Consider the following 23,423-nt stretch of genomic DNA (forward strand, 5'->3'; position numbering starts at 1 on the left):
GATTCCCGCGGTTGCTTTGGCACGATTGGAATTCCTTACCGGATTGCCGAATGCCCGCACGTTGGGTCTACACAAACCACGCCTGCGCCACACGTGTCAGTGCGACGTTCGCCTGGCTCATGCTCGAGGCAACTCGTGGATTCTGCGATTGAAGGTTCTATCGACGCGGGCAGTGTCGAATTTTGAACAGTCTGTCTTTGAATGACTTTGCGTTTTTCTTGACAATTCAATCTCCGTATCTACTCTTAACAAGTCCCTCAAACAGGCATTTTTAAAGAGCCTGGCTGCACTACGATCAAGGTAACGTCATTCCAGAAGAGGTCATTTCGAAATCGACTGGAGATCGGACTGTCTCGCTGAGCGGAGTTCGTAACGGCGGACATGGCGAGGGGCCACCGGCGTATAAGCGAGGGGACTGCCATGGCTGTCGCGTGGAATTGCTGTGTATCCTTGGACGCTCATGCTCGCTACGCGCGCGACGCGTTGCCAGCCCGGCTATCGACGCGGCACAAGCGGCTCAACCGTCTCAGCATCCTCCACGCAATCTGGCTGCTCGGCGTTTCATCGGTGACGGCATCCGCGCAGACCGTGACGGAGCTGACCAACCTCTCCGGTAGCGGACTCATCCTGGTTCCCGCTAACACGGCACTGGTCGTTGGTACCGATGGCACGAACACCAGTTTCTCAGGGACGATCAGCAGCGCGGGCACCGCAACTTCGCCAACGGCCGAGCAGGGCGCTTTTATCAAAACCGGCGCGGGAACACTAACGATCGACGGCGCCGCGATTCGGGGCGGCTCGGCATTCGTGGTGGGCGGTGGACTCGCGGTCACGAGCGGCAACGCCACGATCGACTACCTTTCGCTAGGCATCAATAACGCTACGCTGACCGGATCGACTTCGTCGGGCGTGTTGAGCGTGAGCGGCGGCACGCTCACATTCAACAACGCGCTTCACGTCGGCGACTTCGGCGGTACCGGCACAGTCACGCAGACGGGCGGTAACGTCGTGTTCGGCGCGCCCGGCGTGTCGTTGAATATCGGCAATCAGGGTGGCACGGGCACCTACAACCTGTCGGGGGGTACCGTCACGGTCGGTACCAGCACCACTAACAATTTCGTGACGCTCGGGCGCAACACGCAAGGCAATCCAGCGAGCAGCGGCACGCTGAACCTGAGCGGCGGCACCTTCAACCTCGTGGGCGGGACACTGTTCATCGGCTCGAACCAGTCGGGCAGCACTGGTACCGGCACGATCAACCAGACCGGCGGGACGCTCGCGGTCGGCAGTGGATCGGCACTCTATCTCGCGGCGGCGGGCAACGGCACCTATAACCTGTCGGGCGGCACGCTGCAGATCGGCGGAAGCTCGTTGTCCGGCGACTACAACAGTCTGGGCGGCACCTACGCGTTCAATCTCGGCGGCGGAACGATACAGGTCATCGGCTCGGCATTGAGCGCGAATGTCGATGCAACACTGGTTGGCGGCACGACGTCGACGATCGATACCAACGGCATCGGCGCGACGTGGTCGGGCGTGCTGTCGGGCGGCGGCGCGCTGGCCAAGGCCGGTAACGGCACGCTGACGCTGACCAATGCCAACACCTATACCGGCCTGACGACCATCGCCGCCGGCACGCTCGCACTCACGGGCAATGGCAGCATCAATTCGACCAGCGGAATGGTCAACAACGGCACTTTCGATATCTCGGGCGTCACGACTGCCATTGTCCCCTTACCGAACCTGTCGGGCGGCGGCGCGATAATCGACGGCACGAACACGCTCGTCGTCGGCATCGACGGGACGAGCACCGTTTTCTCCGGCATGATCGTCAACACGGGCGCGGCAACTAACTCGCAGCATGGCAGCTTCGTCAAAACCGGTGCGGGGCTGTTGACGATCGACGGCGCCACGATTCGGGGCGGCTCGGCGTTCGTGGTCGGCGGCGGACTCGCGCTTACCAGCGGCAACACGACGATCGACTATCTGTCGCTTGGCCTCGGTAACGCACTGGCTGCGCAGGTTCCCGGATCGACGCTGTCCGGCACGCTGGGCGTGAGCGGCGGCACGCTCACGTTCAACAACGCGCTTCAGGTCGGCGACTTCGGCGGTACCGGCACAGTCAATCAGACCGGCGGCAACGTCGTGTTCGGCACGCCCGGCGTGGCGCTGAACATCGGCAATCAGGGCGGCACGGGCACCTACAACCTGGCGGGCGGCACCGTCACGTTCGGCACCGCCACCACCGACTTCGTGACGCTCGGTCGCAACGCCTCCAGCAGCACGTCGAGCAGCGGCACGCTGAACCTGAGCGGCGGCACCTTCAACCTCGCGAACGGCGCGTTGTTCATCGGCTCGAACCTCGCATCGCCCGGCGGAGGCACCGGCACGATCAACCAGACCGGCGGGGTCTTTGCGGTCGGCAACGCGTCGCGACTGTATCTCGCCGCGGTGGGCAGCGGCACGTATAACCTGGCGGGCGGTACGCTACAGATCGGCGGAAGTTCGTTGTCCGGCGATTACAACAATCTGGGCGGCACGTACGCCTTCAATCTCGGCGGAGGAACGATACAGGTCGTTGGCCCGGCGTTGAGTACGGACGTCAATGCCACGCTGATGAGCGGCACGACCTCGACCATCGACACCAACGGCATCGGCGCGACGTGGTCGGGCGTGCTGTCGGGCAGCGGCGCGCTGACCAAAGCCGGCGCCGGTGTGCTCACGCTGAGCGGCGCCAATACCTACAGCGGCGGCACGGCATTGAACGCCGGCACCCTCAGTCCTGGCAATGCGACGGCGCTCGGAACCGGTACGTTGGCGATGGCGGCCAACACCACACTCGACTTCGGCAATAGCTTCACGTTGAACAACGCAGTCAGGCTGTCCGGTGACCCGACGGTCAACGTCAATTCGGGGCTAACCGGCACGCTGTCCGGAACCCTGAGCGACGGCACGGCATCGGGGGATCTCGTGAAAACCGGCTCGGGTAATCTGGTGCTGAGCGCGGTGAACACCTATACCGGCGCCACCACGATTTCGGCCGGGACGCTGGCGCTAGCGGGAGCCGGCTCGATTTCGCAGTCGAGTGGCGTGACGGCCAACGGCACGTTCGATATTTCCGGCGCGGCGGCCGACGAGTCGATCCGCAGCCTGTCGGGCGCCGGCAACGTGGCGCTCGGCGCACGCACCCTGACGCTGACGGCCGCCAGCGGAGACTTCGGCGGCACGATCGCGGGCGGTGGAGGGCTGACGCTTGCCGCTGGCCTCCAGCGGTTGAGTGGCACGAACACCTACACCGGCGGCACGAACGTTCAGGGCGGTCAACTGCAGGTAGACGGCGCGCTCGTCAACTCCGCGGTCACGGTCGGCCGCGGCGGAACGTTGTTGGGCACGGGCAGCGTGGCGGGCGCGACGATCAGCGGCGGCGGAACCATCGCTCCGGGCCATTCGGTCGGCACGCTCACCGTCAATGGCGCCTATTCGCAACTGGCGGGATCGACTTACGCGGCGCAACTCGGGGACGGGCTTGCCGCATCGGATCGCATCACGGTCAACGGCCAGGCGACCCTTGCGAATGGCGCGATTCTCGAGGTGAGCGGGCCGCCGTCGGGCGTCATCTTGCCAACGGCGCGATATACGGTGCTGACCGCGGCCGATGGCGTCAGCGGCACTTATACGCTGGCCGGCGACACCGCCATCTCGGCGTTCTACCGGCTGGCGGACAGTTACGACGCGAACAACGTCTACCTGAGCGCGCAGCAGGTTCGTCAATTCGCGGCCGCCGCGCTGACGCCCAATCAACGTGCGGCGGCCGGCGCGCTCGATTCGCTGGCTGCCGGTAGCGCACTGCGCGCGGCGATCGGTGAGTTGCCGACCGATGCCGCCGCGCGTGGCGCGTTCGACCAGTTATCCGGCGAGATTCATGCGTCGGCGAAGACGGTGCTGCTGGAGCAGAGCAGCGCAACGCGCGACGCGGCAACCGACCGGCTGCGCGATGCCTACTGCGGTGTCGGCGCCAGCGAGGCGGCGATCCGTACCGCGGCGGTCAATCCACGCGCGGGCGACACGACGTGCAACCCGCAAGACACCGTCGTGTGGACGCGCGGCTTCGGTTCCTGGGGCTCGATTTCGGGCGACGGCAACGCGGCACGAATCAGCCAGTCGATAGGCGGCGTGTTCGTCGGCGCGGATACACCGGTGTTCGGGAACTGGCGCGCGGGTCTATTCGGCGGCTACGACCATTCGACGTTCGACGCGGACGAACGCATGTCGTCGGGTTCGAGCGACGACTATCATCTTGGCGTGTACGGCGGATCGCAATGGGGGGCGCTCGGATTGCGCCTCGGCGCGAGCTATAGCTGGCATCGCATCGGCACCAGCCGGGCGGTCGCTTTCGACGGCTACGTGGACCACCTCGATGCGAGCTACGATGCGGGCACCGCGCAGGTGTTCGGCGAGCTCGGCTATCGCTTCGACGTGAATAACGTGAAGGTCGAGCCTTTCGCGAACCTGGCGTACGTCAACCTGCATGTGGATAGATTCGGCGAGCAAGGCAATGCGGCTGCGCTCACCGCAAGCGGCGACACGATCAACATGGCGTACTCGACGCTCGGTGCACGCGCATCGACCGCATTGATGCTGGGCCGCATCACACTCGTTGTAAATGGCTCGCTGGGTTGGCGTCATGCCTACGGCAATTCGACGCCCACTTCCGTTCTGGCATTGCGAGGCAGCATGCCGTTCAATGTCGCCGGAGTGCCGGTCACGCGCGATAGCGCCGTGATGTCGGCAGGCGTCGGAACGGCGTTGACCCGTAATCTGTCCGCGCGCGTGTCGTATAACGGCCAGTTCGGCAGCGGCTTCCGGGACCAGGGCATCTTCGGAGATCTGGCGTGGCGGTTCTGATGCCGGGGGAACCGGGGCGACATCAACGGCGCTTCGCGCACCGTTGGCCGACGGTGTCACATACCGAACAGGTTGCGCTGAATCTGCCGCAGGTGCTCAGTCAACACGTCCCCCGCCTGATCCGCATCGCGGTCACGTAGCGCTTCGACAATCGCCCGGTGCTGTGCCTCATATTCCTTGCGCCGCTCCGGGGTCAGCGAGTGACGCTTGAGTCGACCCCATTCGCCCTGTTCGCGGACGCGATTCGTCAGTTCCAGCACCTTGAGGAAGAACGAATTATGCGTTGCCAGCGCGAACGTGCGATGTAGCTCGCCGTCCCAGCGCTCGAATTCTTCCACCGATTGCGCCGCTTCCGAGCGTTCGATGCACTCCATCATTCGCGCGAAGTCGGACGATGTCGCATTGCGCGCAATCAACTTCGGCATCAGCGGTTCGATGAGGAGTCGCGCTTCCATCAGTTCGGCAGGGCTCGTCTGCGTCCCGGCTATCTCGTCAATGACGATCTCCGGTGCCGGCAGTGCTTTTGCCGCGCCGGGACGCACAAAGGTCCCGCTGCCCACTGCCTGCGTGATCAGGCCACGGTCTTTCAGGTCCTGCAAGACGCGCCTGACAGCGCCGCGCGATGCGCCGAACTGCTCGCTCAACTGACGTTCAGCGGGAAGTTTGACGCCGTCACCCAGGCGACCCGATGCAATTTCATCGCGAAGATAAGCCGCCAGCGCCTTCGCGCCGGCTGCTCGTACAGGGCTCTTCGCCTCGACATCGCCCATTTGAATACTCCCGGTTTTCATCGTGAGAATCATATCACAAGGAGTACCAATTGGTAGATGTATTGGTTAACCCTCACTTGATAGTAATCCAATATGGTTCTACAGTATTTCCACCTAAAACCAATTGGACTACTTCAGGAGTCGTTCTATGAAACTTGCCAATCTCCGTGTAGATGGCACCGCGCTTATCGTTTTAGTCGATACCGATAAATCAGTGTTCTGGCCTGTGTCCAGATTGGCCTCGGAATTCAATGGAGATATGGTCCAATTGGTCCAGCGCTTCGACGAATTCAAGCGCGATCTCCAGCCGCGTGGCGAGGGCCGCCCGTTGAGCAGCGCGACGGTTCTCGCGCCGATCGACCGGCCGCGACGCAATATCTTCTGCGTGGGCAAGAACTATCACGAGCACGCAGCCGAATTCCAGAAGTCGGGCTTCGACAGCAGTGCAAAAGATGGCGAACACGCGCCGGAAGCGCCCGTTGTCTTCACGAAACCGGCCAGCACGGTGATCGGCCCGGGCGAGAAAATTCCGCGCCACGCCGGCGTCGCCAGCCAGCTCGATTACGAAGCAGAACTCGGTGTGGTGATCGGCAAGGCGGGGCGAGGTATCAGCAAGGCCAACGCGATGGATTACGTGTTCGGCTACACGGTCATCAACGATTTCACCGCCCGCGATTTGCAGAAGCTGCATCGGCAATGGTTCATCGGCAAATCACTGGACGGTTTCTGCCCGATGGGCCCGTATCTCGTCACCGCGGACGAAGTCGATGGTCAGAACATCGACGTGAAGTGCTGGGTCAACGGCGAGTTGCGTCAGAACTCGAACACCCGACAACTGATTTTCGACATTCCGACGCTTATCGAAACATTATCCGCCGGCATTGAACTGCAACCGGGCGATGTGATTGCGACCGGCACGCCAGCCGGGGTCGGTATCGGCTTCAATCCGCCCAAATTCCTGCAGACCGGCGACGTGATTCGCATTGAAATCGAGAACGTCGGCGTACTGGAAAATGAGGTGGGCGAATGACTACCTATGTGATCAGGAACGTCGCGGTAGAGGTCGAGGGCGAAGGGCAGGCTGTGGTTTGTATTCACGGTCTCGGCGGTTCGTCGAACAACTGGACGCCAGTCCTTTCCGCGTTCGATGGGATGAAAGTCGTTCGTCCCGAATTGCCAGGTAGCGCACGTTCGGCGCTCCCGTCGCAACCGCTGTCCATCGAGCTTTACGTCGAGACGCTCGCAGGAGTACTGAGTGAACTGGGCATGTCGAAAGCGCACATCGTCGCGCATTCGATGGGCACCATCGTCGCGCAGCATCTGGCCATCAGATATCCGGAACTCGTGAAGAGTCTTGCTCTGTTTGGACCGCTGCTGGCACCGCCGGAGCAAGGTCGTCCGGGCATCCGGGCTCGCGCCGCGCTGTCCCGCGAGAAGGGGATCGCGGGCGTGCAGGAAATCGCCGACGCCATTGTCAAGGGTGCGACGAGTGCCGAAACGAAGGCGCAGCGTCCGGTCACCATCGCGCTTATACGTGAAAGCGTGATGCGGCAGTCGCCGGAAGGTTACGCGCAAAGCTGCGAAGCGCTCGCCGGTGCGCTGCCCGCGGAAGTCGAACGAATTGCCGTGCCGACGCTGCTGGTGACCGGCGATGAAGACGGTGTCGGTCAACCCGCCGCAGTCACCGCAATGGGCGAGCGCATCGCCGGAAGCAAGGTCACGATCCTTGCCGGCTGCGGACACTGGACGACCTTCGAAAAACCCGCCGAATGTGCCACAGAGCTCAAGGCCTTTTACAAGTCAATTCAGTAAATCCCCCACCTATCGGAGGAGACATGAACAGAATCGCTTTTATCAACGTCAATATTTTTGACGGCACTGGCGCTGACCCCTATATGGGTGAAATTCTGGTCGAAGATAACCGGATTACCCGCGTATCGAAGCATGGCGATAGCGTGAATGCCAGCGGCGCGCACATCATCGACGGGCGCGGACGCTTCATCATGCCGGGCATGACCGAGGCACATACCCACTTTTCGTGGAATGACCAGCCTTCGTTATCGGCAATTCAATTCATGCCGCCTGAAGAACATATCTTGTGGTGCGTGAGGGTGGCCAAACGCTACCTGGAAATGGGCTTCACTTCCGCGCTGGGTGCGGCCGCTGCAAAGCCGCGTCTCGATGTCGTGTTACGCAATGCCATCAACGCGGGCGAATTCCCCGGACCGCGCTATCTCGCCGGCAGTCAGGAAATTACGACGCTCGGCGGATTGGGTGACAACACGCTGCCGCACATGCCGTTTCGTGAATTGAATTTTGGCGAGGTCGTGAGTGGACCGGAAGAGATGCGGCGAGCCGCGCGCATGTTTATCAAATACGGTGTCGATCAGCTGAAGATCAATCTGTCGGGCGAATATATTGCGGGAATCCCGGCGGAGGTTTCTCCCTTTTCGGAAGAAGAAATCGCGATGCTCGCTGCGGAAGCAAAACGTGCGGGTAAGCGGGTTGCGGCTCATGCCCGCTCGAGCGAGTCGGTCAAGCAGTGTGTACGTCACGGTCTGGAACTCGTGTTCCACGCAAGCTTCGCGGACGAGGAAGCGCTCGACATGCTGGAAGCGAACAAGGATAAGCATTTTGTCGCTCCCGGCATCGGCTGGCTGGTCAGCACGCTCCATCACGCGGAGAAATGGGGCATTACGAAAGAAGTCGCGACCAGAATGGGCTATGCGCGAGAGCTGGAAGTTGCATCGGACACGCTCACTAAAATGCACAAGCGCGGCATCCGGATTCTGCCTGGCGGCGACTACGGTTTCGCGTGGATGCCGCACGCCACGAACGCCCGTGATCTCGAGTACTTCGTGAAGTACATTGGCATGACGCCGAAGGAAGCACTCCTGTCGGCAACGAAACTCGGTGGCGAACTGATGATGCAGCCCGATAGCATCGGACAGCTGGCCGAGGGGTATTACGCGGACATCGTTCTGGTAGACGGCAACCCGCTCGAAGATCTCAAGGTACTGCAAGACCCCGAGAAGATTTCCCTGGTGATGAAAGACGGCGAGCTGATCAAGAGTTGCTACGACATGAAGGCCCCGGAGGGTGCTGTTCACGTCGCCGAAAAAGGCAACGGGCCGAGGAGGGATGAAGGCGTAACGAAGGCAGTCCAGGCGACAGTCCACTGAAGAGCCGCCGGGACATGTCGTTCCGTCCCGGCGCTATGAAGCCCATTCAGCGCGGGGCGACTGCGCTCGTTCAAACGTCCGAGGTAAGTAGAGATGTGTGATTGCATTGGTAAAGCCCTTGAGTTGGGCATGTCGCGACGCGGCTTTCTGGGCGCGGGCTGGAAACTGGCGGGGGCCGGTTTGCCGCTTCTCATGGGCGTGCCGGCCAGTGCCGCGGAGCTCGATGTGCGAAATCAGTCGATGGCCGAAGCCCGCAGCAAGGCCCAAAACCACGACACGCGACTCGTGCTTCTCGGCACGGCAGGAGGGCCTGTCTGGTGGCCGAATTGCGACAGGGAAGGTATCTCCTCCGCGGTCGTCGTTGGAGATGCCGTGTATGTCGTGGACTGTGGCGATGGTGTCGGCAAGCGCTACAAGCAGGCCGAGCTGGGTCCTATTAATACCGTGTCAGGCATGACCGGCATGGAGAACCTGCGTGGCATCTTTCTCACTCATCTTCACTCGGATCACACCATCGATTATTTCAACCTCTTTCTGTACGGTTGGTATGACGGACTGACGGGTGTGAAGCAACCGGTGCAGATTTATGGTCCCGGCAGGCGGGGGCAAATGGAGCCGATTTTCAACGTCCCTGGTCAAAAGGCATCGGCGCCTCCGCCAGTTGTCAATCCGGAGAACCCGACGCCCGGCACGGTCGACATGACCAACTACCTCTATCAGGCTTACGCGCTCGATATCAACGATCGTCTGCGCGACGCACACCGCCCCGATCTGCGTAACTTGATGCAGGTTCACGACATCGTCATCCCGCCGATCAACGGGTTCAGAAGTCCCAACGAAACGCCTGTTCCCAAAATGGAGCCATTCCTGGTTCATGAGGACGAGCGTGTCCGCGTCACGGCGACTCTCGTGAATCACTTTCCGATCTGGCCGGCGTTTGCATTCCGGTTTGACACGGACGATGGGTCCGTCACGTTTTCAGGCGATACGTCGCCATGCGATAACCTGGTCAGGCTCGCCCGGAACACCGATGTGCTGGTGCACGAAGTGATCGATACGACGTGGGTCGACGCACTTTTTCCGCCACCGGTCGGCGACAAGGAAATGGCGTTCAAGCAGCATCTGCTCAGTTCGCATACGTCCATCGACGACGTGGGTAAGGTCGCCGAAGCTGCCGGCGCCAAAACGCTGGTGCTCTCTCACATTGCCCCCGGCCATGCGCCGCGAGCCAATCTGATGCGAGCGCAACGAAACTTTTCCGGTCAACTCATCATCGGCGAAGATTTGATGCAAGTCGGCGTGGGTCGCAAGCGGGCGTGAGCAACGACAACCGTAGCTGTTGACGCGCAGCCGCCCGGCACTCGTTGATGGGCGGCTGGGAACGCTCAACGCCGAACAGCTTATTGCGCTGCTTCGCCGCCCGCCGCCCAGCGCGCCCATTCGAGCAGTACCGTCGTCACCTCTTCGGGGCGCTCCATCGTGCACATATGACCGCTGTGCTCGATCACGCGCAGTTGTGAGCCGCGAATCCGCGCGTGCATTTCCTCGTGTCGTGCCAGCGGACTCCAGCGGTCGTCGCGGCCGCACACGAGCGTCGTCGGGCAGTTGATCTCGTCGAGCAACTCAGTCGCGTCGGGACGATCGAGCAGCGCGCGGATCTGCGCGGCGAATTTGTCCGCCGTACTCCGTTCGATCATGTCGAGTATCGCCTGATAGACCTTGTCATCGAGGCGGTCCGGATGAACCATGCCGGGCGCCCACTGGTTGCCCATCGCGCGCATGCCCTGCGTACGCGCGAGGTCCAGCAGTTTCATGCGCTGCGCGCGCTCGCTTTCGCCGACGTCGCCAGCGGGACGCTCCGTATAGCCGGTGTCGAGCAGCGCGAGTCCCGCGACGCGATCCGGCGCGCGCCGGAAGATTTCGAGCGCGACGCGGCCGCCCATCGAATGACCCGCAACCAGCAGACGATCGGCCTCGACCGACTCGAGTACGTGATCCGCCATCGCGCCGAGCGAGTCGCGCATGCCGTAGTCGGGCACGAAGCACTCGCCGATAGCGCTCAGCGGACCGCGCTGGTCCACCCAGACAGCGTCGTCGCAGAGGAGGCCGGGGAGCAAGACGATTTGCGTGCGCATCGATGAGTCCTGTGTGAGTAGGGTGGCGATTTCCAGGTTGTGCAGTGTAGCGCCCCCCGTGCCGTTGCGGTGATGAATTGCGAATCGACGGCGAGCGGGAGGCGCGAGGAACGCTACAGCATGCCGAGTTCGCGCGCGGTGGCGTCGATCGCCGCTTTTGCCTTCGTCACGATCTCGTCGATTTCCGGCCGGCTGATCACGAGCGGCGGCGACAACAACATCCGGTCGCCGCTCGCACGCATCACCAGGTTGCCGTTGAAGCAGAAATCGCGGCACAGCGTCCCGACGTCGACGCCATTCGCGAAGCGTGTGCGCGTGTGCGGTTCCTGCGCGAGCTGCACGCCGGCAACCAGACCCGCGCCGCTGATTTCGCCGACGATCGGATGCCCGGCGAAGGTGTCGCGCAGCTTCTTCTGAAAGTACGGACCGGTATCCGCTTTGACGCGCGCGACGATCTTCTCGTCGCGCAGCAGCTTCAGATTCGCGACCGCCACCGCGGCCGCGACTGGATGCCCGGAGTAGGTGAGTCCGTGATTGAAATCGCCATGATCGATCAGCGCGCGGGCAACGCGATCATGCAGACCGACCGCGCCCATCGGCACATACCCGCTCGTCAGTCCTTTCGCGAGTGTGATCAGATCCGGCTCGAAGCCGAAGTGCTGATGCGCGAACCATTCGCCGGTGCGTCCGAATCCGCCGATCACTTCATCCGCGACGAGCAGCACGTCGTATTTCCGGCAGATGCGTTGGATTTCCGGCCAATAAGTCGCGGCCGGGAAGATGACGCCACCCGCGCCCTGGAACGGTTCGCCGATAAAGGCGGCGACATTGTTCGCGCCGAGTTCGAGAATTTTCTCTTCCAGTTGCCGCGCGCGCAGCAGCACGAACTCTTCGGGCGTCTGATCGCTGGACGCTTCGCCGAAGAAATACGGCTGATCGATATGGACGACGTTCTCGACTTTCGACGGCATCTGCTCGTGCATATATGCCATGCCGCCGAGCGTGCCGCCCGCGATCGTCGAGCCGTGATAGGCGTTCTTGCGTGCGATGACGAATTTCTTCGCGGGCTGGCGCTGCGTCGCCCAGTATTGATGAACGATGCGCAGCACCGTGTCGTTACCTTCCGAGCCGCTATTGCAGTAAAAGAAGTGCCTGAACGGCTCCGGCGTCAATTCGGCGAGCAGCGCCGACAGCTCGATGACCGGCGGATGCGTGGTCTTGAAGAAGGTGTTGTAGTAGGGCAGCGCCTGCATCTGCCGGTACGCGGCGTCGGCCAGTTCCTTGCGGCCATAGCCGACGTTCACGCACCAGAGTCCCGCCATGCCGTCGATGATCTTGTTGCCATCCGAGTCCCACAGATGCACGCCCTGCGCGTTGACGATCACGCGACTGCCCGCGCGATTGAGCGCACCCATATCCGAGAACGGATGGATGTGATGCGCGGCATCCAGTGCGCGGTAGTCGGCGGTGCTGCGCGATGTCGCCGGCTGTACTGGCGTGCTCGCCATCGGGTGAGCGGCGGGCGTGTTTGCGAATGCAAGTTCTTCGGTCTTATAGCTCATGATGCCTCCGGCTTTTCTTGAGGTTTCAATTCAGGTTTGAATTCGCTACCGGCATTCACACGTGTAGTAGCAAATGCCGGCGTTCCCACGAACTGATCACGCGGAAAAACGCTTCGTATTCGGTCTCTTTCAGCGCGAGATACGCGCGCACGAACTTCTCGCCGAGTACTTGGGCAATCGGTTCGCAGGCGCTCATCAGGCTCAGGCCTTCTTCGAGATTGCGTGGCAATTGATAGGGCAGCGCGTAGCCGTCGCTGGCCAGCGGTTCAGTCGCGGCGAGGCGTTGCGTGATGCCGAGATAGCCGGCGGCGAGCGTCGCGGCGATCGCCAGATAAGGATTGCAGTCCACGCCCGGAATACGATTCTCGATGCGTCGAGCGACCGGCGCCGAGTGCGGAACCCGGAAGCCGACCGTGCGATTGTCGTAACCCCACGCGACGTTGATCGGCGCGGCCATGAAGCGCGACAGCCGCCGATACGAATTGATGTATGGCGCGAAGATCGGCATCAGCGACGGCGTGTATTTCTGCAAACCGGCGATATAGCCGGTAAATAGCGAGGTCGGCTCGCCGTCCGCGGCGGTGAACAGATTGCGCCCGGTCTCCATATCGACGAGGCTTTGATGCATGTGCATCGCCGAACCCGGTTCGCTTTCCATCGGCTTGGCCATGAACGTCGCGTACATCTTGTGGCGCAGCGCCGCCTCGCGCACCGTGCGCTTGAAGAGAAACACGCTGTCCGCGAGTTTCAGTGGATCGCCGTGCATGAAGTTGATCTCCATCTGCGCGGCGCCGACCTCATGAATCAGCGTGTCGACTTCCAGCTCCTGCACGTCGCAGTACTCGTAGATGTCTTCGAAGAGCGGATCGAATTCGTTGACCGCCTCGATCGAATAGGCCTGGCGGCCGGTCTCCGCGCGACCCGTGCGGCCGACGGGCGGCTGCAGCGGCAGGTCGGGGTCGCGGTTCATATCGACCAGATAGAACTCCAGCTCCGGCGCGATCACCGGTTTCCAGCCGCGCGCGTGATACAGATCGAGCACGCGGCGCAGCACGCCGCGCGGCGAGATTTCGACCGGCGTGCCATCGAAATGGACGCAATCGTGGATCACCTGCGCGGTCGGATCGACCGCCCACGGAATCATCCGGATCGTGCTGGCGTCGGGCACGCACACCATGTCGGGATCGGTGACGCCGGTCAGCGAATCGCTTTGCGGATAGTCGCCGGTCACGGTCTGGATCATCACCGCCTGCGGTAGCCGCATCGATTCGCCGGACTCGAATTTGCTGCGCGGAATGATCTTGCCGCGCGCGATGCCGGCCATGTCCGGGATGATTGCTTCGATTTCGGTGACGTGATGTTTTTTCAGAAATTCGTCGATGTCGTGCATGATTGTTCTCTCTGTTTTTAAGGCGCGTGTCGAGTTACGCGAGCGTTGCCGGCATGGCGGCAGCGATGTGGTGGCGCGCGTGCATGCGCTGGCGACAGGCGTCGCCGAAAGCGCGAAAGATCGCGGTGGATAACGCATCGTCGGCAGGCTTCCATTCCGGATGCCATTGCACGCCGAGTGCGAATGCAGGGGCGTCGGCGACGCCGATGGCTTCGATCAGACCGTCGGCCGCGACGGCTTCGACCGTGAGGCCGGCGCCGAGCCGCGCGATGCCCTGGCCGTGCAGCGAATTCACGCGTGCTTCGTCGCGACCGTGCGCAAGACGAGACAACAGGCCGCCTCGCGTCAGCGCGACCGGATGGGATGCGGCGTACTGCGTATCGAGCGGTGCTGCCTTGTTCTCGCGATGGTCGTCGAAGCCGGCCAGTGCATGAACGTTTTGATGCAAGCTGCCGCCGAACGCGACGTTCATTTCCTGCAGGCCCCGGCAGATGCCCAGCACTGGAACGCCGGCAGCAATGGCCGCGCGTATCAAGGGCAACGTGGTCGCATCGCGCGCGGTGTCGTGCAGCGTGCCCGGTTCGCTCGATGCGCCGCCATAGCGGTGTGGTTCGACGTTCGAATAGCTGCCGGTCAACAGCAGACCGTCGACCACGCTCAGCACGTCGTCCACGCACTGGCGTTCGCCGAATGCCGGCAGCAGCATCGCGAGCGCTTGCGATATGTCGACGATCGCGGCGAAGTACTTCTCTCCCGCGACGTGTGACGCCTGCCTGCCGATCATCGTTCTATCGGCGGTGATGGCGATGAGGGGTTGGGTTCGCATAATTGGTTCGTATAGCGAATAGACGTGTCGAGTCCACGCCGGACATGAAATGAGCAGCGTTAAATACGGCGCGGGCCTTGAGCGGAAAGCGCGAAGGCGAGTCAACGCCCGCGCGAATCAACGCAACGATGCGCCGCGCGCTTCAGGCGAACAGGCGATTCGATGTAATCGGGCGCGACATGCCGGACGGCAAACGTTCAGTGGCGTGCAAAATGCGCAGGCGCAAACGGACAGCCCACGGAATACGCGCGCAAATGAACGAACCGAAAGATGGACACGCGGCCGAATCGAACCGCGAAAAGAAGAGAGGCGCTACGGCAGCAGCGAAGCGACTTCGTCTGTGCGCACCGCGATGAAGGCGCGGGCGGAAAGGACATTGCGGCGTCGGACGCAACGACGCGACAGGACTGTGATGACGGACAGGAAGCGGCGAAACGCAAGGCTGCCGTTGCTGCCGTCGGCGCTGGCGCCGTCAGCGCAAATACCACGCGCCTGACTTTGATTCCAGTTCACCAAGGGGCCTCGGACTCTCACGATGACACTCGATTGACGTTGTTGAGAAGAGTATGCAGGGTATTGAGCGGCCCGTTTCGATCTGCAAGGGATCGTGCGGAAACGGGTCATGGGTTGATCGTTATAAAGCGCTGTACTGCAAAACACCTGACGATGCGCATTGCAGAACGTGTTTCATTGCATGAGATTTTTCATGCGGTTCTGCCTGATGTTTTGCCTGAACGGCGCACGCGATATCGATCGCCCAATAGCTAGGATATACGAGCCATTAATGGCGTCAATTTATTTTTATATGTTGGACAACGCAGCATCATTGCGATGCTGCGTGATTGAGTCGCTTTCCATTCACATTCTGTTCACGTTTCGCGCGTCTGTTGCGTCGCTTTTCGCCTCGACTTTTCGTTCCGCTTTTTCGTCAATTACCCGCTCGCTTTCCATTCACTTCGCGAGCCGCGCGCGTATCGTGTATTCGCCTTCGCCGCCTTTGTCTTCGAGCATATGCGCCATCGCCGTATTGAAGTCGGGCGGCAAGGGCTCGACCGGATAGCCGCGCTTTTCCCATGCATCGAGGCCGCCCCGCAGCGCGCGAACGTGATGAATATTCTTGCGATGCAATTGCTTGACGATACGCTTGGCCGTCGCCTCGTTCGGGCATACGCAATAGACGACGATCGGCCGCTTCAGATACTCCGGATGAATCGGATCGGGCGACTCGAGATCGAGCGGACGCGCGCCGGCAATGCGATGCGATTCCTTCTCGCGCACGGTGCCCGGGCGCGCATCGAGAATCAGCGGCGGCTCGTTCGATTTCATCATCTCGTCGAGCTGATCGGGTGAAATACGCGTATGCGAGAGCCAACGGCGAAACTGCAAACGACGCAGCCAGCGATACAGTAGCACCGCCGCGAAGATCACCGCGAATGTATCGATGATCGTGCCGCCGTTCTGCCGCACTTTCAGTATCAGTTGCACGATCTGATCGTGCAGCGCGCCACCGCCGATCACCCACACGCTCGCCCACAACGTGGCGCCGACCAGATCCCACCACAGAAACACGCCGACGCCGATCGCGGTCGTGCCGAGCAGCGGCGCGGAAATCAGCCCGAGACCGGGCAGAAACTTTGCGATCGTCAGGATCGGCGCGCCATAGCGTTCATAGGTATTGCGCGCGACGCGTACCGTGGTGTCGAGCGACAGCGAGAAGCGCACGAGATAGTTGAGCAGGCGGCGGCCGTACGCGCGTCCGGTGAAAAACCACAGCGAGTCGGCGAGCAGCGTCGCGCCGACCGCCGTGCAGATCACGTTGATGTACGAGGTTTGTCCCATCGCGGCCATCGTGCCACCGAGAATCAGCATCGGCGCAGCCGGAATCGGCATGCCGAGCTGGGTGACGAGCACGCTCATGAAGACGGCCCACACGCCGAGAGAGGCCGGAATAGCAACCGGGAAATGCCACACAACCGCGCTCCTGATAAGCCTATGAAAGAAAACGGGATTCGTCCGCGACCGGCCGGTGATGGCCGGCGACACGAACGGCCGTGCGGGGGGCAGGGTGCGCGCGTCTTTTGCGAAACACGGATTTAAGCACAGGTGGCGGGTTGGCGTTGTGAAAGGCCGTGGAAGGATGCGGGTAAGACTGGCGGGTCGGCAGGGCCAGCCGGAGCGGGGCCAGGCGATAGCGCGGCGGGGAATGCCGCGCGGAGCAAGAGGCTGGCGGCAATGGGCGTGCGGGTTTAACAATTCGGCGCGCAGGCAATGGCGGTACGCGCGAGCGCCGGCAACGGGTTGGGTTGTTGCAGGCTGACAACGCCGGGTTGAACGGTTGGAGCGGGGGAGGCGGTTGGAGCGGGGGAGGCGGTTGAAGCGGTTGAAGCGGTTGAAGCGGTTGAAGCGGTTGAAGCGGTTGAAGCGGTTGAAGCGGTTGAAGCGGTTGAAGCGGTTGAAGCGGTTGAAGCGGTTGAAGCGGTTGAAGCGGTTGAAGCGGAGGAAGCGGAGGAAGCGGAGGAAGCGGAGGAAGCGGAGGAAGCGGAGGAAGCGGAGGAAGCGGAGGAAGCGGAGGAAGCGGAGGAAGCGGGGCGGCCGGGCCGTGAGTCGGTGACCCAATGGCCGAATGGACCAATGGCTCAGCGAGTCAGCGGCCGGGCGAATCAGCGCGCCGAACCGCTTCAGGCCTCCGCCGCCGGATCGTACGGCACCACCCGTTCATGCTCGTCCGCATGATTGCGCGCGACGATCGCCCGCGCTGCGACGCCCGCATCGAGATTGAACGGCTGATGAGGAACGCCCGGCGGAATGAACAGGAAGTCGCCCGGCTCGGTGATCACCGACTCGCGCAGCCCCGGCCCATAGCGCGTCTCGATGCGGCCTTCGAGCATATAGATCGCGGTTTCGTAGTCGGCGTGGAAGTGCGCTTCGGCATGGCCGCCCGGCGGCACCACGACCATGTACATCGAGAGCCCCGTCGTGCCCGCGGTGCCCGCCGAAATGCCGACGAAATACGGCAGCCGCTGGGCCGTCGCGATCGCCCGTTCGGGGCGCACCTTGACGACGGGAGCCCGCGCGTCGTGCGTAACGTTGGTCATGGTCGCTCCTCGGTGATTGCTGATCGCCGCCCCGCGCCGCGCGGCTCAATCCCTGCCGAAAGCCCGTCGGACTGGAAACGGCAACAGGTCTGCACGAGTGTAGGCGATCGAGGTGGCGACGGAAGCGGCGATATCGGACGTTATGGAGCATGGGAGGCACGGCGTGTGCGGCGTCCGTGAGAACGGGGTTGCTACAATGGCCCGCATATATCGACACCCATAACGGAGACAGCGCATGGCTACGCTTCAGCCCATCAGCCGCTACCCGGTGCCCGAGCCGGCCGAGTGGCCCGCGGATATCAGCGCCCGCATCCTCGAAGTGCAGGAAAAAGCCGGTTTCGTGCCGAATGTGTTTCTGACGCTCGCGCACCGGCCCGACGAATTTCGCGCGTTCTTCGCGTATCACGACGCGTTGATGTTGAAAGAGGGCGGCCTCACGAAGGGCGAGCGCGAGATGATCGTGGTCGCGACGAGTGCGGTGAACGATTGTTTGTACTGCGTGGTCGCGCACGGCGCGATTCTGCGCATCTACGAGAAGGCGCCGCTGCTCGCGGATCAGGTCGCTACTAATCATCGCAAGGCCGATATCACCGGGCGCCAGAAGGCGATGCTCGATTTCGCGCTGAAGGTGTGCCGCGCGGCGGGCAGCGTCGACGAAAACGACTTCCAGACATTGCGCGAACACGGTTTCAGCGACGAAGACATCTGGGACATCGCGGCGATTACCGCGTTTTTCGGCCTGTCGAACCGGATGGCCAACGTCATTTCGATGCGTCCGAACGACGAGTTCTATCTGATGGGGCGCGTGCCGAAAGCCGCGGCCGATACACCGAAAAAATAGCCGCGTCCGAGATTGTTTCGGAACCCCAGGCAATTGTCTGCGTCACGCCCGCGCGAAAGGCGGCGAGGCGCGGCAGCAGCCAGCTCGACGCCAAGCGCTTCCTCGAGCCCGACGATGCCGTGGCTGACCGCGCTCGGCGTGACGTTCAGCTCGGCGGCGGCGAGCTTGAAACTCTGATGCCGGCCGGCCGCTTCGAAAAAGCGCAGCGCGGGCAGTGGGGGCAGACGAAGCGGCATGGCGGGTCCTCGGGCGGCGCGTCGCGCGCGAGGCGCGGGCCGCGTGGTGTGAGCGTGCGTGGTGCGTCGTGACGTGGCGTGTCGCGCAAGCATACCTTGCATGCAGTGGCGAGGGGGCCGGCGAAGGGGCCGAGGAAGAAGCGGCAGAAGGGGCCGAGGCAAGGGCTATGGAACGCGCGCTGCGGGCTGGCCAAAGCGACGCGAAATTTTTTCTCCACAGCGGTCGATTTCCCGTCGCGTCATTCGTCGTTAGATAAGGAGGCGGGCACGCTCGCGCGCTGCCTGCTTTCGTCCGTTTTTCGCAGGATTTCTCACAAGGAGATAGCTGATGAATGACGCATACGCATCGACGCCAACGCTGAAACCAGCCCGCGAACTGGCCAATCTGCCGCCACGTTTTCCGGGCGAGAGCGCGGAGTATCGCCGCGCGCGCAACGACTTGCTGGCCGAGGAAATCGAGTTGCGCCGCCAGATCGAGCGGGTCGCGGTCCAGCGCCGCGCGCTGCCGCCGGGCGGCATCGTGCCCGAGGATTATCGCTTCGACGGCGAAGCGGGACCGCTTACGCTGTCGCAGATGTTCGGCGCGCACGACACGCTCGTCACCTACAACTGGATGTTCGGCCCGCAGCGCGGGCGGCCGTGCCCGATGTGCACGGTGCTGCTGAGCGCGTGGGACGGCGAAATGCCCGACATCCTGCAGCGCGTCGCGTTCGCGGTGATCGGCCGCTCGCCGCTCGACAAGCTGCTTGCGTTCAAGCAGGAGCGGGGGTGGAAACATCTGCGGATCTATTCGTCGGCCGGTAATACGTTCAATCGCGATTACGCGGCCGAAGATCCAACCGGCGACGACAATCCGGCGGTCAACGTATTTACGCGCAGGGGCGGCGTCGTGCGGCATTTCTGGGCCGAAGAAATGGGGCCGTCGACCGCCGATCCCGGGCAGGACCCGCGCGGTGCGCCCGATCTGATGCCGCTCTGGACGATCCTCGACATGACGCCGGGCGGGCGCGGCACCGACTGGTATCCGAAGCTCGCGTACTGAAGCGCAACACCCGATGTAACAGCCGGCGTGCGCGCAGCGAGGTAGCTGCCCAGCAGCGGCACAGCAGCGGCGCACTGTACGAGTCGCGCCAATCCCGCTTCCACCTGCGCGCCTGCTAAGTCTGCGTTTCCGTCTCCCGCCGATGCGCGAGCGCGGCCCACAAAAACGTGCCGACCGCGCTTGCCCGCATCGGCAGACTGAACAGATAGCCCTGCACCGCATGTGCGCCGAGCGCCTTCACGACCTCGGCCTGCAGCGGCGTTTCGAGTCCTTCGATCACGCATTCGAGCCCGAGGTTGCGGCACAGATCGATCACCGACTTGATGATCTTCTTCGACGCGCTGTTCGAGTCGACGTCGGTCACGAAGCTACGGTCGATCTTGATCGCGTCGAACGGCAGCCGGTGCACGTAGCTGAGGCTCGAATAACCGGTGCCGAAGTCGTCGAGCGACACGCGGCAGCCGGCCTGCTTGAGCATCGTCAGCGCGCTTGCTGCCTGTTCGAAGTCGCGCGTCAACGCGGTCTCGGTGATCTCGAACGTCACGCGATGCGGCGACACGCCGCTCGCCGCGACGATGTCGATCAGACGCCGCGCGCGCGCCGACGTCGAGATGTCGACCGCCGACAGATTGAACGACAGATACAGATCGGCCGGCCAGTACGCGACTTCGGCGAGCGCCTGGCGCAGCAGCACGTCGGTGATGCCCAGAATCAGTTCGGTACGCTCTGCAATCCGAATGAATTCTTCCGGGCGTACCATGCCGAGCCGCGCGTTATGCCAGCGGCCGAGCGCTTCGAGTCCGATCGGGCGATGCGTCGGCAGATCGTAGATCGGCTGGAATTCGAGGAACAGCTCCGTTTCGAGGTCCGCGTGGCGCAACTCCTGCGTGACGAGACTCAGGCGGCGCATGCGCGTTTCGTGTTCGGTCGAGAAGATCACCGGCTTGCCGCGGCGGTTTTCCTTGCCGACGTAGAGCGCGGCGTCAGCACGCTCGAACACCTGGGTCACCGTCGAGGCCGCTTCGGGAAACGCGGCCCAACCGATCGTGCCCGACAGTTCGGCGACGTTGTCCGCGACCTGATAGGGCTGGCTGAGCGCGTCGCAGATACGCTGGCCGAGTTCGACCAGCGCGTCGTTCGACATCTTGTGGCACACCAGCACGCCGAATTCGTCGCCGCCGAGTCGCGCGAACAGCAGGCCGCCCTCGCCGAGCGACAGCAGTCGCGTGCCGACTTCCTGCAGCACGAGGTCGCCGCTCGCGTGACCGTAGATGTCGTTGACCTGCTTGAAGCCGTCGAGGTCGATCAGTCCGACGTTAAAGCCGCCGCCGGTCGCGCGCGTCTGTTCCGCCATCGCGCGCAGCGACGCGAAAAAACTGCGCCGGTTCGGCAGGCCGGTCAGACTGTCGATGCTCGCGAGTCGGTAGTTGTCGTCGCTGAGCCGTTGGGTGTTGTGCTGGCTCGCCTGCAGCTCGCGCTGCGCGTGAATCGCATCGGCGAAGGTCCGCCAGTAGAGCTGGATCACGACCGCGAGCGCGACGCCGACCAGCGTCATGTCGACGGCCATCGCAATGAACACCGGATAGCGGGTGAACACGAGGAACACCGAAAAACTTAGGATCACGATGCACAGCAACAGCAACGCCGGCACGCGCAGATGGATCAGGCAGAACACGCTGCCGACCAGCGTCGTCGCCATATAGAACGCGACTTGCGATTGCTGATACGCGCTGCCGTACGGAAACAGCAGCAGCGACCACGCGCTGAATGCGATCCCGAACAGCGCGGCGAGCCAGGTGAGGTGGCGCATCTCGCGGACCGCTTTTTCGGCCGTCAGCGAACGATGGCGCACGCGCCACCAGCGCACGCAGCGCAGCAGACACAACATGCCGAGCAGCGCGGGAAGATACAGCGACAGCCACGCCGGCGCGCTGTCCAGATGCGTGGCCGCAACCGCTGCCGTATTGACGAGCAGGATGAAATAGAGAAGCGGAATCTGCCGGCTGAATGCCTGCAACTGCGCACGCATCAGCTCCGGGTCGCGTTGTTCGACCGATAGCGTCTCCTTCAATCTTGCCAGCCAGACCATTACCGCCCCTTTATCGTTTGCGCGCTAAGCGCTGCTTTGATATCGGCTTTATGCGAATTAACTTGAGTGCGCGACAGGCGGCTAAAAAGAGGGGCGGAGAAGTCGCTGGCCTCTCCGATTTTTGGGATATATGGATGCGGTAAGTACTACCTTGTGACAAAGGCTCTGCGACGCGTAATCCGTCGTTTGTGCCGAATTGTTGCGGCGGTTGATCGCGCGCAAAGGGAAGCGAGTCAAGCAAAACGAATCAAGAAAAACGAATCAGGGAAGAGGGCCGCGCACGCTCAAAGCGCGGGGCAGGACAGCACGCGTTGCGGCGGCATCGCGGTGCCGGGCTGGCCGTTCGGCGCGGGCGCGCCTTGCGGGGGCGTCGAGACGAGCCGCACCGCCTCCGTGCCGGCGTTCGCGAGCACATATTTTTCCACGCTGCGATCGGGCTGCCAGTAGGCGCGAAAAGCGTCGCCGTCGCTGAATACTCGTAGTGTGCCGTGGACCGTTTTCGTGCCGCCGACCAGGTCGACCGGTTCGCCGTCGCGCAACGAAAAGCCTTGCGCGGCGCCGGAGCGGGTGGCGCCGACGAGGGTCGCACACGCGCCGTCGCCCGCACTATCGGCCGCGCTGGCGGCGCGCGGGGCAAGCGCGGTGAGGAGTATGAAGGGCGGGATAAGACTCTGGATAAGGCGTGCCGCGTGGGTGGCGAAGCGACGATTTTTCATTTTTTATGCTTGCGAAGGTTAACTTGTGCTAAGAGCCGCAAAGTCCGCGCCTGCTGCCGCAGTCGGCGCCACCGTCGTGTGCAAAGCCCGCCGGCACACGCGCGGGCCGGCTCTAAAGCACTGAAATTGCAACGGATTGTGATGCGAGGCCAACGCGTGCGAAGCGGCGCGCGCACATAAGCCCACGATTCTTATGGCACTTTGCGTCGCAAAAACGTCAAATTGGCGCGTCGGCGTTGATACAAGCCTTACACCAAGGGTTTGCGCGAAGGTGGGGCTATGCGTTAGTGTGTCGGTCCCGGCGCCTCAGAAGGGCGCCGATTCCATGATTACCATACGGGAAGTGCTATGAACAAACAGGAACTGATTGATGCAGTCGCCGCAGCGACGGGCGAAAGCAAAGCGGCCACCGGCCAGACCATCGACGCGATCGTCGAAGCGGTGACCAAGGCCGTCGTGAGCGGCGATACGGTGCAACTCGTCGGTTTCGGTTCTTTCTCGACCGGCGCGCGCGCAGCACGCGTGGGCCGCAATCCGTCGACGGGCGCGGAAATCCAGATCGCCGCAGCCAAGACGGTGAAGTTCACCGCGGGCAAGGCATTCAAGGAAGCCGTCAACGCGTCGTAATGCAACG

At 62.6% G+C, this 23,423-nt stretch carries 18 protein-coding genes and 1 pseudogene; 8 read left to right on the forward strand and 11 right to left on the reverse strand.

The features are described from left to right. Positions 1 to 450 precede the first annotated feature (450 nt). Entirely contained in the window at positions 451 to 4,905 is a 4,455-nt protein-coding gene (locus HHL14_RS30295; protein ID WP_230413276.1) for an autotransporter outer membrane beta-barrel domain-containing protein, read from the forward strand. A gap of 56 nt (positions 4,906 to 4,961) precedes the next feature. Here the strand turns inward: HHL14_RS30295 and HHL14_RS30300 are convergent, their stop codons facing one another. Beyond that, the gene (locus HHL14_RS30300) at positions 4,962 to 5,675 is read right to left on the reverse strand and encodes a FadR/GntR family transcriptional regulator (protein WP_169501291.1); all 714 of its coding nucleotides are present in this window, start codon (positions 5,673 to 5,675) and stop codon (positions 4,962 to 4,964) included. A gap of 148 nt (positions 5,676 to 5,823) precedes the next feature. Here HHL14_RS30300 and HHL14_RS30305 point away from each other — a divergent pair, with 148 nt between their 5' ends. From HHL14_RS30305 to HHL14_RS30320, 4 genes are all read left to right on the forward strand, one after another. Continuing rightward, the gene (locus HHL14_RS30305) at positions 5,824 to 6,705 is read left to right on the forward strand and encodes a fumarylacetoacetate hydrolase family protein (RefSeq protein ID WP_169501292.1); all 882 of its coding nucleotides are present in this window, start codon (positions 5,824 to 5,826) and stop codon (positions 6,703 to 6,705) included. Continuing rightward, positions 6,702 to 7,487 carry an alpha/beta fold hydrolase gene (locus HHL14_RS30310; RefSeq protein ID WP_169501293.1) on the forward strand — a complete coding sequence of 262 codons (786 nt, stop codon included), beginning with the start codon at positions 6,702 to 6,704 and terminating at the stop codon, positions 7,485 to 7,487. Before HHL14_RS30305 ends, HHL14_RS30310 begins: the two co-directional genes overlap by 4 nt. A 23-nt stretch (positions 7,488 to 7,510) precedes the next feature. Next, the gene (locus HHL14_RS30315; RefSeq protein ID WP_169501294.1) at positions 7,511 to 8,857 is read left to right on the forward strand and encodes a metal-dependent hydrolase family protein; all 1,347 of its coding nucleotides are present in this window, start codon (positions 7,511 to 7,513) and stop codon (positions 8,855 to 8,857) included. A 129-nt stretch (positions 8,858 to 8,986) separates the two neighbouring features. Continuing rightward, positions 8,987 to 10,177, forward strand: a complete 1,191-nt coding sequence (locus tag HHL14_RS30320; RefSeq protein ID WP_230413277.1) for an MBL fold metallo-hydrolase — start codon at positions 8,987 to 8,989, stop codon at positions 10,175 to 10,177. A gap of 80 nt (positions 10,178 to 10,257) precedes the next feature. On the opposite strand, the gene HHL14_RS30325 is transcribed toward HHL14_RS30320, so the two are convergent. From HHL14_RS30325 to HHL14_RS30355, 7 genes are all read right to left on the reverse strand, one after another. Further along, positions 10,258 to 10,992, reverse strand: a complete 735-nt coding sequence (locus HHL14_RS30325; RefSeq protein ID WP_169501296.1) for an alpha/beta fold hydrolase — start codon at positions 10,990 to 10,992, stop codon at positions 10,258 to 10,260. A gap of 113 nt (positions 10,993 to 11,105) precedes the next feature. Further along, positions 11,106 to 12,554, reverse strand: a complete 1,449-nt coding sequence (locus HHL14_RS30330; protein WP_169501297.1) for an aspartate aminotransferase family protein — start codon at positions 12,552 to 12,554, stop codon at positions 11,106 to 11,108. Positions 12,555 to 12,609: 55 nt separating this feature from the next. After that, positions 12,610 to 13,944 carry a glutamine synthetase family protein gene (locus tag HHL14_RS30335; RefSeq protein ID WP_169501298.1) on the reverse strand — a complete coding sequence of 445 codons (1,335 nt, stop codon included), beginning with the start codon at positions 13,942 to 13,944 and terminating at the stop codon, positions 12,610 to 12,612. Between the two features lie 34 nt (positions 13,945 to 13,978). Continuing rightward, positions 13,979 to 14,770: a gamma-glutamyl-gamma-aminobutyrate hydrolase family protein gene (locus tag HHL14_RS30340; protein WP_169501299.1), complete on the reverse strand. Its 792-nt coding sequence runs from the start codon at positions 14,768 to 14,770 to the stop codon at positions 13,979 to 13,981. 312 nt (positions 14,771 to 15,082) lie between these two features. Beyond that, a complete protein-coding gene (locus tag HHL14_RS30345) occupies positions 15,083 to 15,286 on the reverse strand; it encodes a hypothetical protein (RefSeq protein ID WP_169501300.1) in 204 nt (67 codons plus the stop codon). 435 nt (positions 15,287 to 15,721) lie between these two features. Further along, positions 15,722 to 16,741 carry a DedA family protein/thiosulfate sulfurtransferase GlpE gene (locus HHL14_RS30350; RefSeq protein WP_169501322.1) on the reverse strand — a complete coding sequence of 340 codons (1,020 nt, stop codon included), beginning with the start codon at positions 16,739 to 16,741 and terminating at the stop codon, positions 15,722 to 15,724. A gap of 707 nt (positions 16,742 to 17,448) precedes the next feature. Further along, positions 17,449 to 17,865 carry a cupin domain-containing protein gene (locus tag HHL14_RS30355; protein WP_169501301.1) on the reverse strand — a complete coding sequence of 139 codons (417 nt, stop codon included), beginning with the start codon at positions 17,863 to 17,865 and terminating at the stop codon, positions 17,449 to 17,451. 235 nt (positions 17,866 to 18,100) lie between these two features. On the opposite strand from HHL14_RS30355, the gene HHL14_RS30360 reads away from it, so the two are divergent. Next, entirely contained in the window at positions 18,101 to 18,706 is a 606-nt protein-coding gene (locus HHL14_RS30360; RefSeq protein ID WP_169501302.1) for a peroxidase-related enzyme, read from the forward strand. Positions 18,707 to 18,759: 53 nt separating this feature from the next. On the opposite strand, the pseudogene HHL14_RS34025 reads toward HHL14_RS30360, so the two are convergent. Beyond that, positions 18,760 to 18,942: pseudogene (locus HHL14_RS34025) on the reverse strand (LysR family transcriptional regulator); the annotation flags it as partial. 328 nt (positions 18,943 to 19,270) lie between these two features. Here HHL14_RS34025 and HHL14_RS30370 point away from each other — a divergent pair. Beyond that, a complete protein-coding gene (locus tag HHL14_RS30370; RefSeq protein ID WP_169501303.1) occupies positions 19,271 to 19,984 on the forward strand; it encodes a DUF899 family protein in 714 nt (237 codons plus the stop codon). Positions 19,985 to 20,099: 115 nt separating this feature from the next. Here the strand turns inward: HHL14_RS30370 and HHL14_RS30375 are convergent, their stop codons facing one another. Both HHL14_RS30375 and HHL14_RS30380 read right to left on the reverse strand, forming a co-directional pair. After that, positions 20,100 to 22,073: a putative bifunctional diguanylate cyclase/phosphodiesterase gene (locus HHL14_RS30375; protein ID WP_169501304.1), complete on the reverse strand. Its 1,974-nt coding sequence runs from the start codon at positions 22,071 to 22,073 to the stop codon at positions 20,100 to 20,102. A gap of 284 nt (positions 22,074 to 22,357) precedes the next feature. Further along, on the reverse strand, positions 22,358 to 22,789 hold the full coding sequence (locus tag HHL14_RS30380; RefSeq protein WP_206002594.1) for a hypothetical protein: 432 nt from the start codon (positions 22,787 to 22,789) through the stop codon (positions 22,358 to 22,360). A 348-nt stretch (positions 22,790 to 23,137) separates the two neighbouring features. On the opposite strand from HHL14_RS30380, the gene HHL14_RS30385 reads away from it, so the two are divergent. After that, complete coding sequence (locus HHL14_RS30385; RefSeq protein ID WP_042324988.1) at positions 23,138 to 23,416, forward strand: HU family DNA-binding protein; 279 nt, start codon at positions 23,138 to 23,140, stop codon at positions 23,414 to 23,416. Positions 23,417 to 23,423: the final 7 nt, after the last annotated feature.

This window comes from Paraburkholderia antibiotica (assembly GCF_012927125.1).
Taxonomy (GTDB): domain Bacteria; phylum Pseudomonadota; class Gammaproteobacteria; order Burkholderiales; family Burkholderiaceae; genus Paraburkholderia; species Paraburkholderia antibiotica.

What these genes read in the sequence shown, in the direction of transcription:
- HHL14_RS30375 (WP_169501304.1), bottom strand. Translation starts at nt 22,073, where the DNA reads ATGGTCTGGCTGGCAAGATTGAAGGAGACGCTATCGGTCGAACAACGC.
- HHL14_RS30335 (WP_169501298.1), bottom strand. Translation starts at nt 13,944, where the DNA reads ATGCACGACATCGACGAATTTCTGAAAAAACATCACGTCACCGAAATC.
- HHL14_RS30330 (WP_169501297.1), bottom strand. Translation starts at nt 12,554, where the DNA reads ATGAGCTATAAGACCGAAGAACTTGCATTCGCAAACACGCCCGCCGCT.
- HHL14_RS30380 (WP_206002594.1), bottom strand. Translation starts at nt 22,789, where the DNA reads ATGAAAAATCGTCGCTTCGCCACCCACGCGGCACGCCTTATCCAGAGT.
- HHL14_RS30315 (WP_169501294.1), top strand. Translation starts at nt 7,511, where the DNA reads ATGAACAGAATCGCTTTTATCAACGTCAATATTTTTGACGGCACTGGC.
- HHL14_RS30310 (WP_169501293.1), top strand. Translation starts at nt 6,702, where the DNA reads ATGACTACCTATGTGATCAGGAACGTCGCGGTAGAGGTCGAGGGCGAA.
- HHL14_RS30325 (WP_169501296.1), bottom strand. Translation starts at nt 10,992, where the DNA reads ATGCGCACGCAAATCGTCTTGCTCCCCGGCCTCCTCTGCGACGACGCT.
- HHL14_RS30355 (WP_169501301.1), bottom strand. Translation starts at nt 17,865, where the DNA reads ATGACCAACGTTACGCACGACGCGCGGGCTCCCGTCGTCAAGGTGCGC.
- HHL14_RS30360 (WP_169501302.1), top strand. Translation starts at nt 18,101, where the DNA reads ATGGCTACGCTTCAGCCCATCAGCCGCTACCCGGTGCCCGAGCCGGCC.
- HHL14_RS30305 (WP_169501292.1), top strand. Translation starts at nt 5,824, where the DNA reads ATGAAACTTGCCAATCTCCGTGTAGATGGCACCGCGCTTATCGTTTTA.
- HHL14_RS30300 (WP_169501291.1), bottom strand. Translation starts at nt 5,675, where the DNA reads ATGGGCGATGTCGAGGCGAAGAGCCCTGTACGAGCAGCCGGCGCGAAG.
- HHL14_RS30385 (WP_042324988.1), top strand. Translation starts at nt 23,138, where the DNA reads ATGAACAAACAGGAACTGATTGATGCAGTCGCCGCAGCGACGGGCGAA.
- HHL14_RS30340 (WP_169501299.1), bottom strand. Translation starts at nt 14,770, where the DNA reads ATGCGAACCCAACCCCTCATCGCCATCACCGCCGATAGAACGATGATC.
- HHL14_RS30370 (WP_169501303.1), top strand. Translation starts at nt 19,271, where the DNA reads ATGAATGACGCATACGCATCGACGCCAACGCTGAAACCAGCCCGCGAA.
- HHL14_RS30320 (WP_230413277.1), top strand. Translation starts at nt 8,987, where the DNA reads ATGTCGCGACGCGGCTTTCTGGGCGCGGGCTGGAAACTGGCGGGGGCC.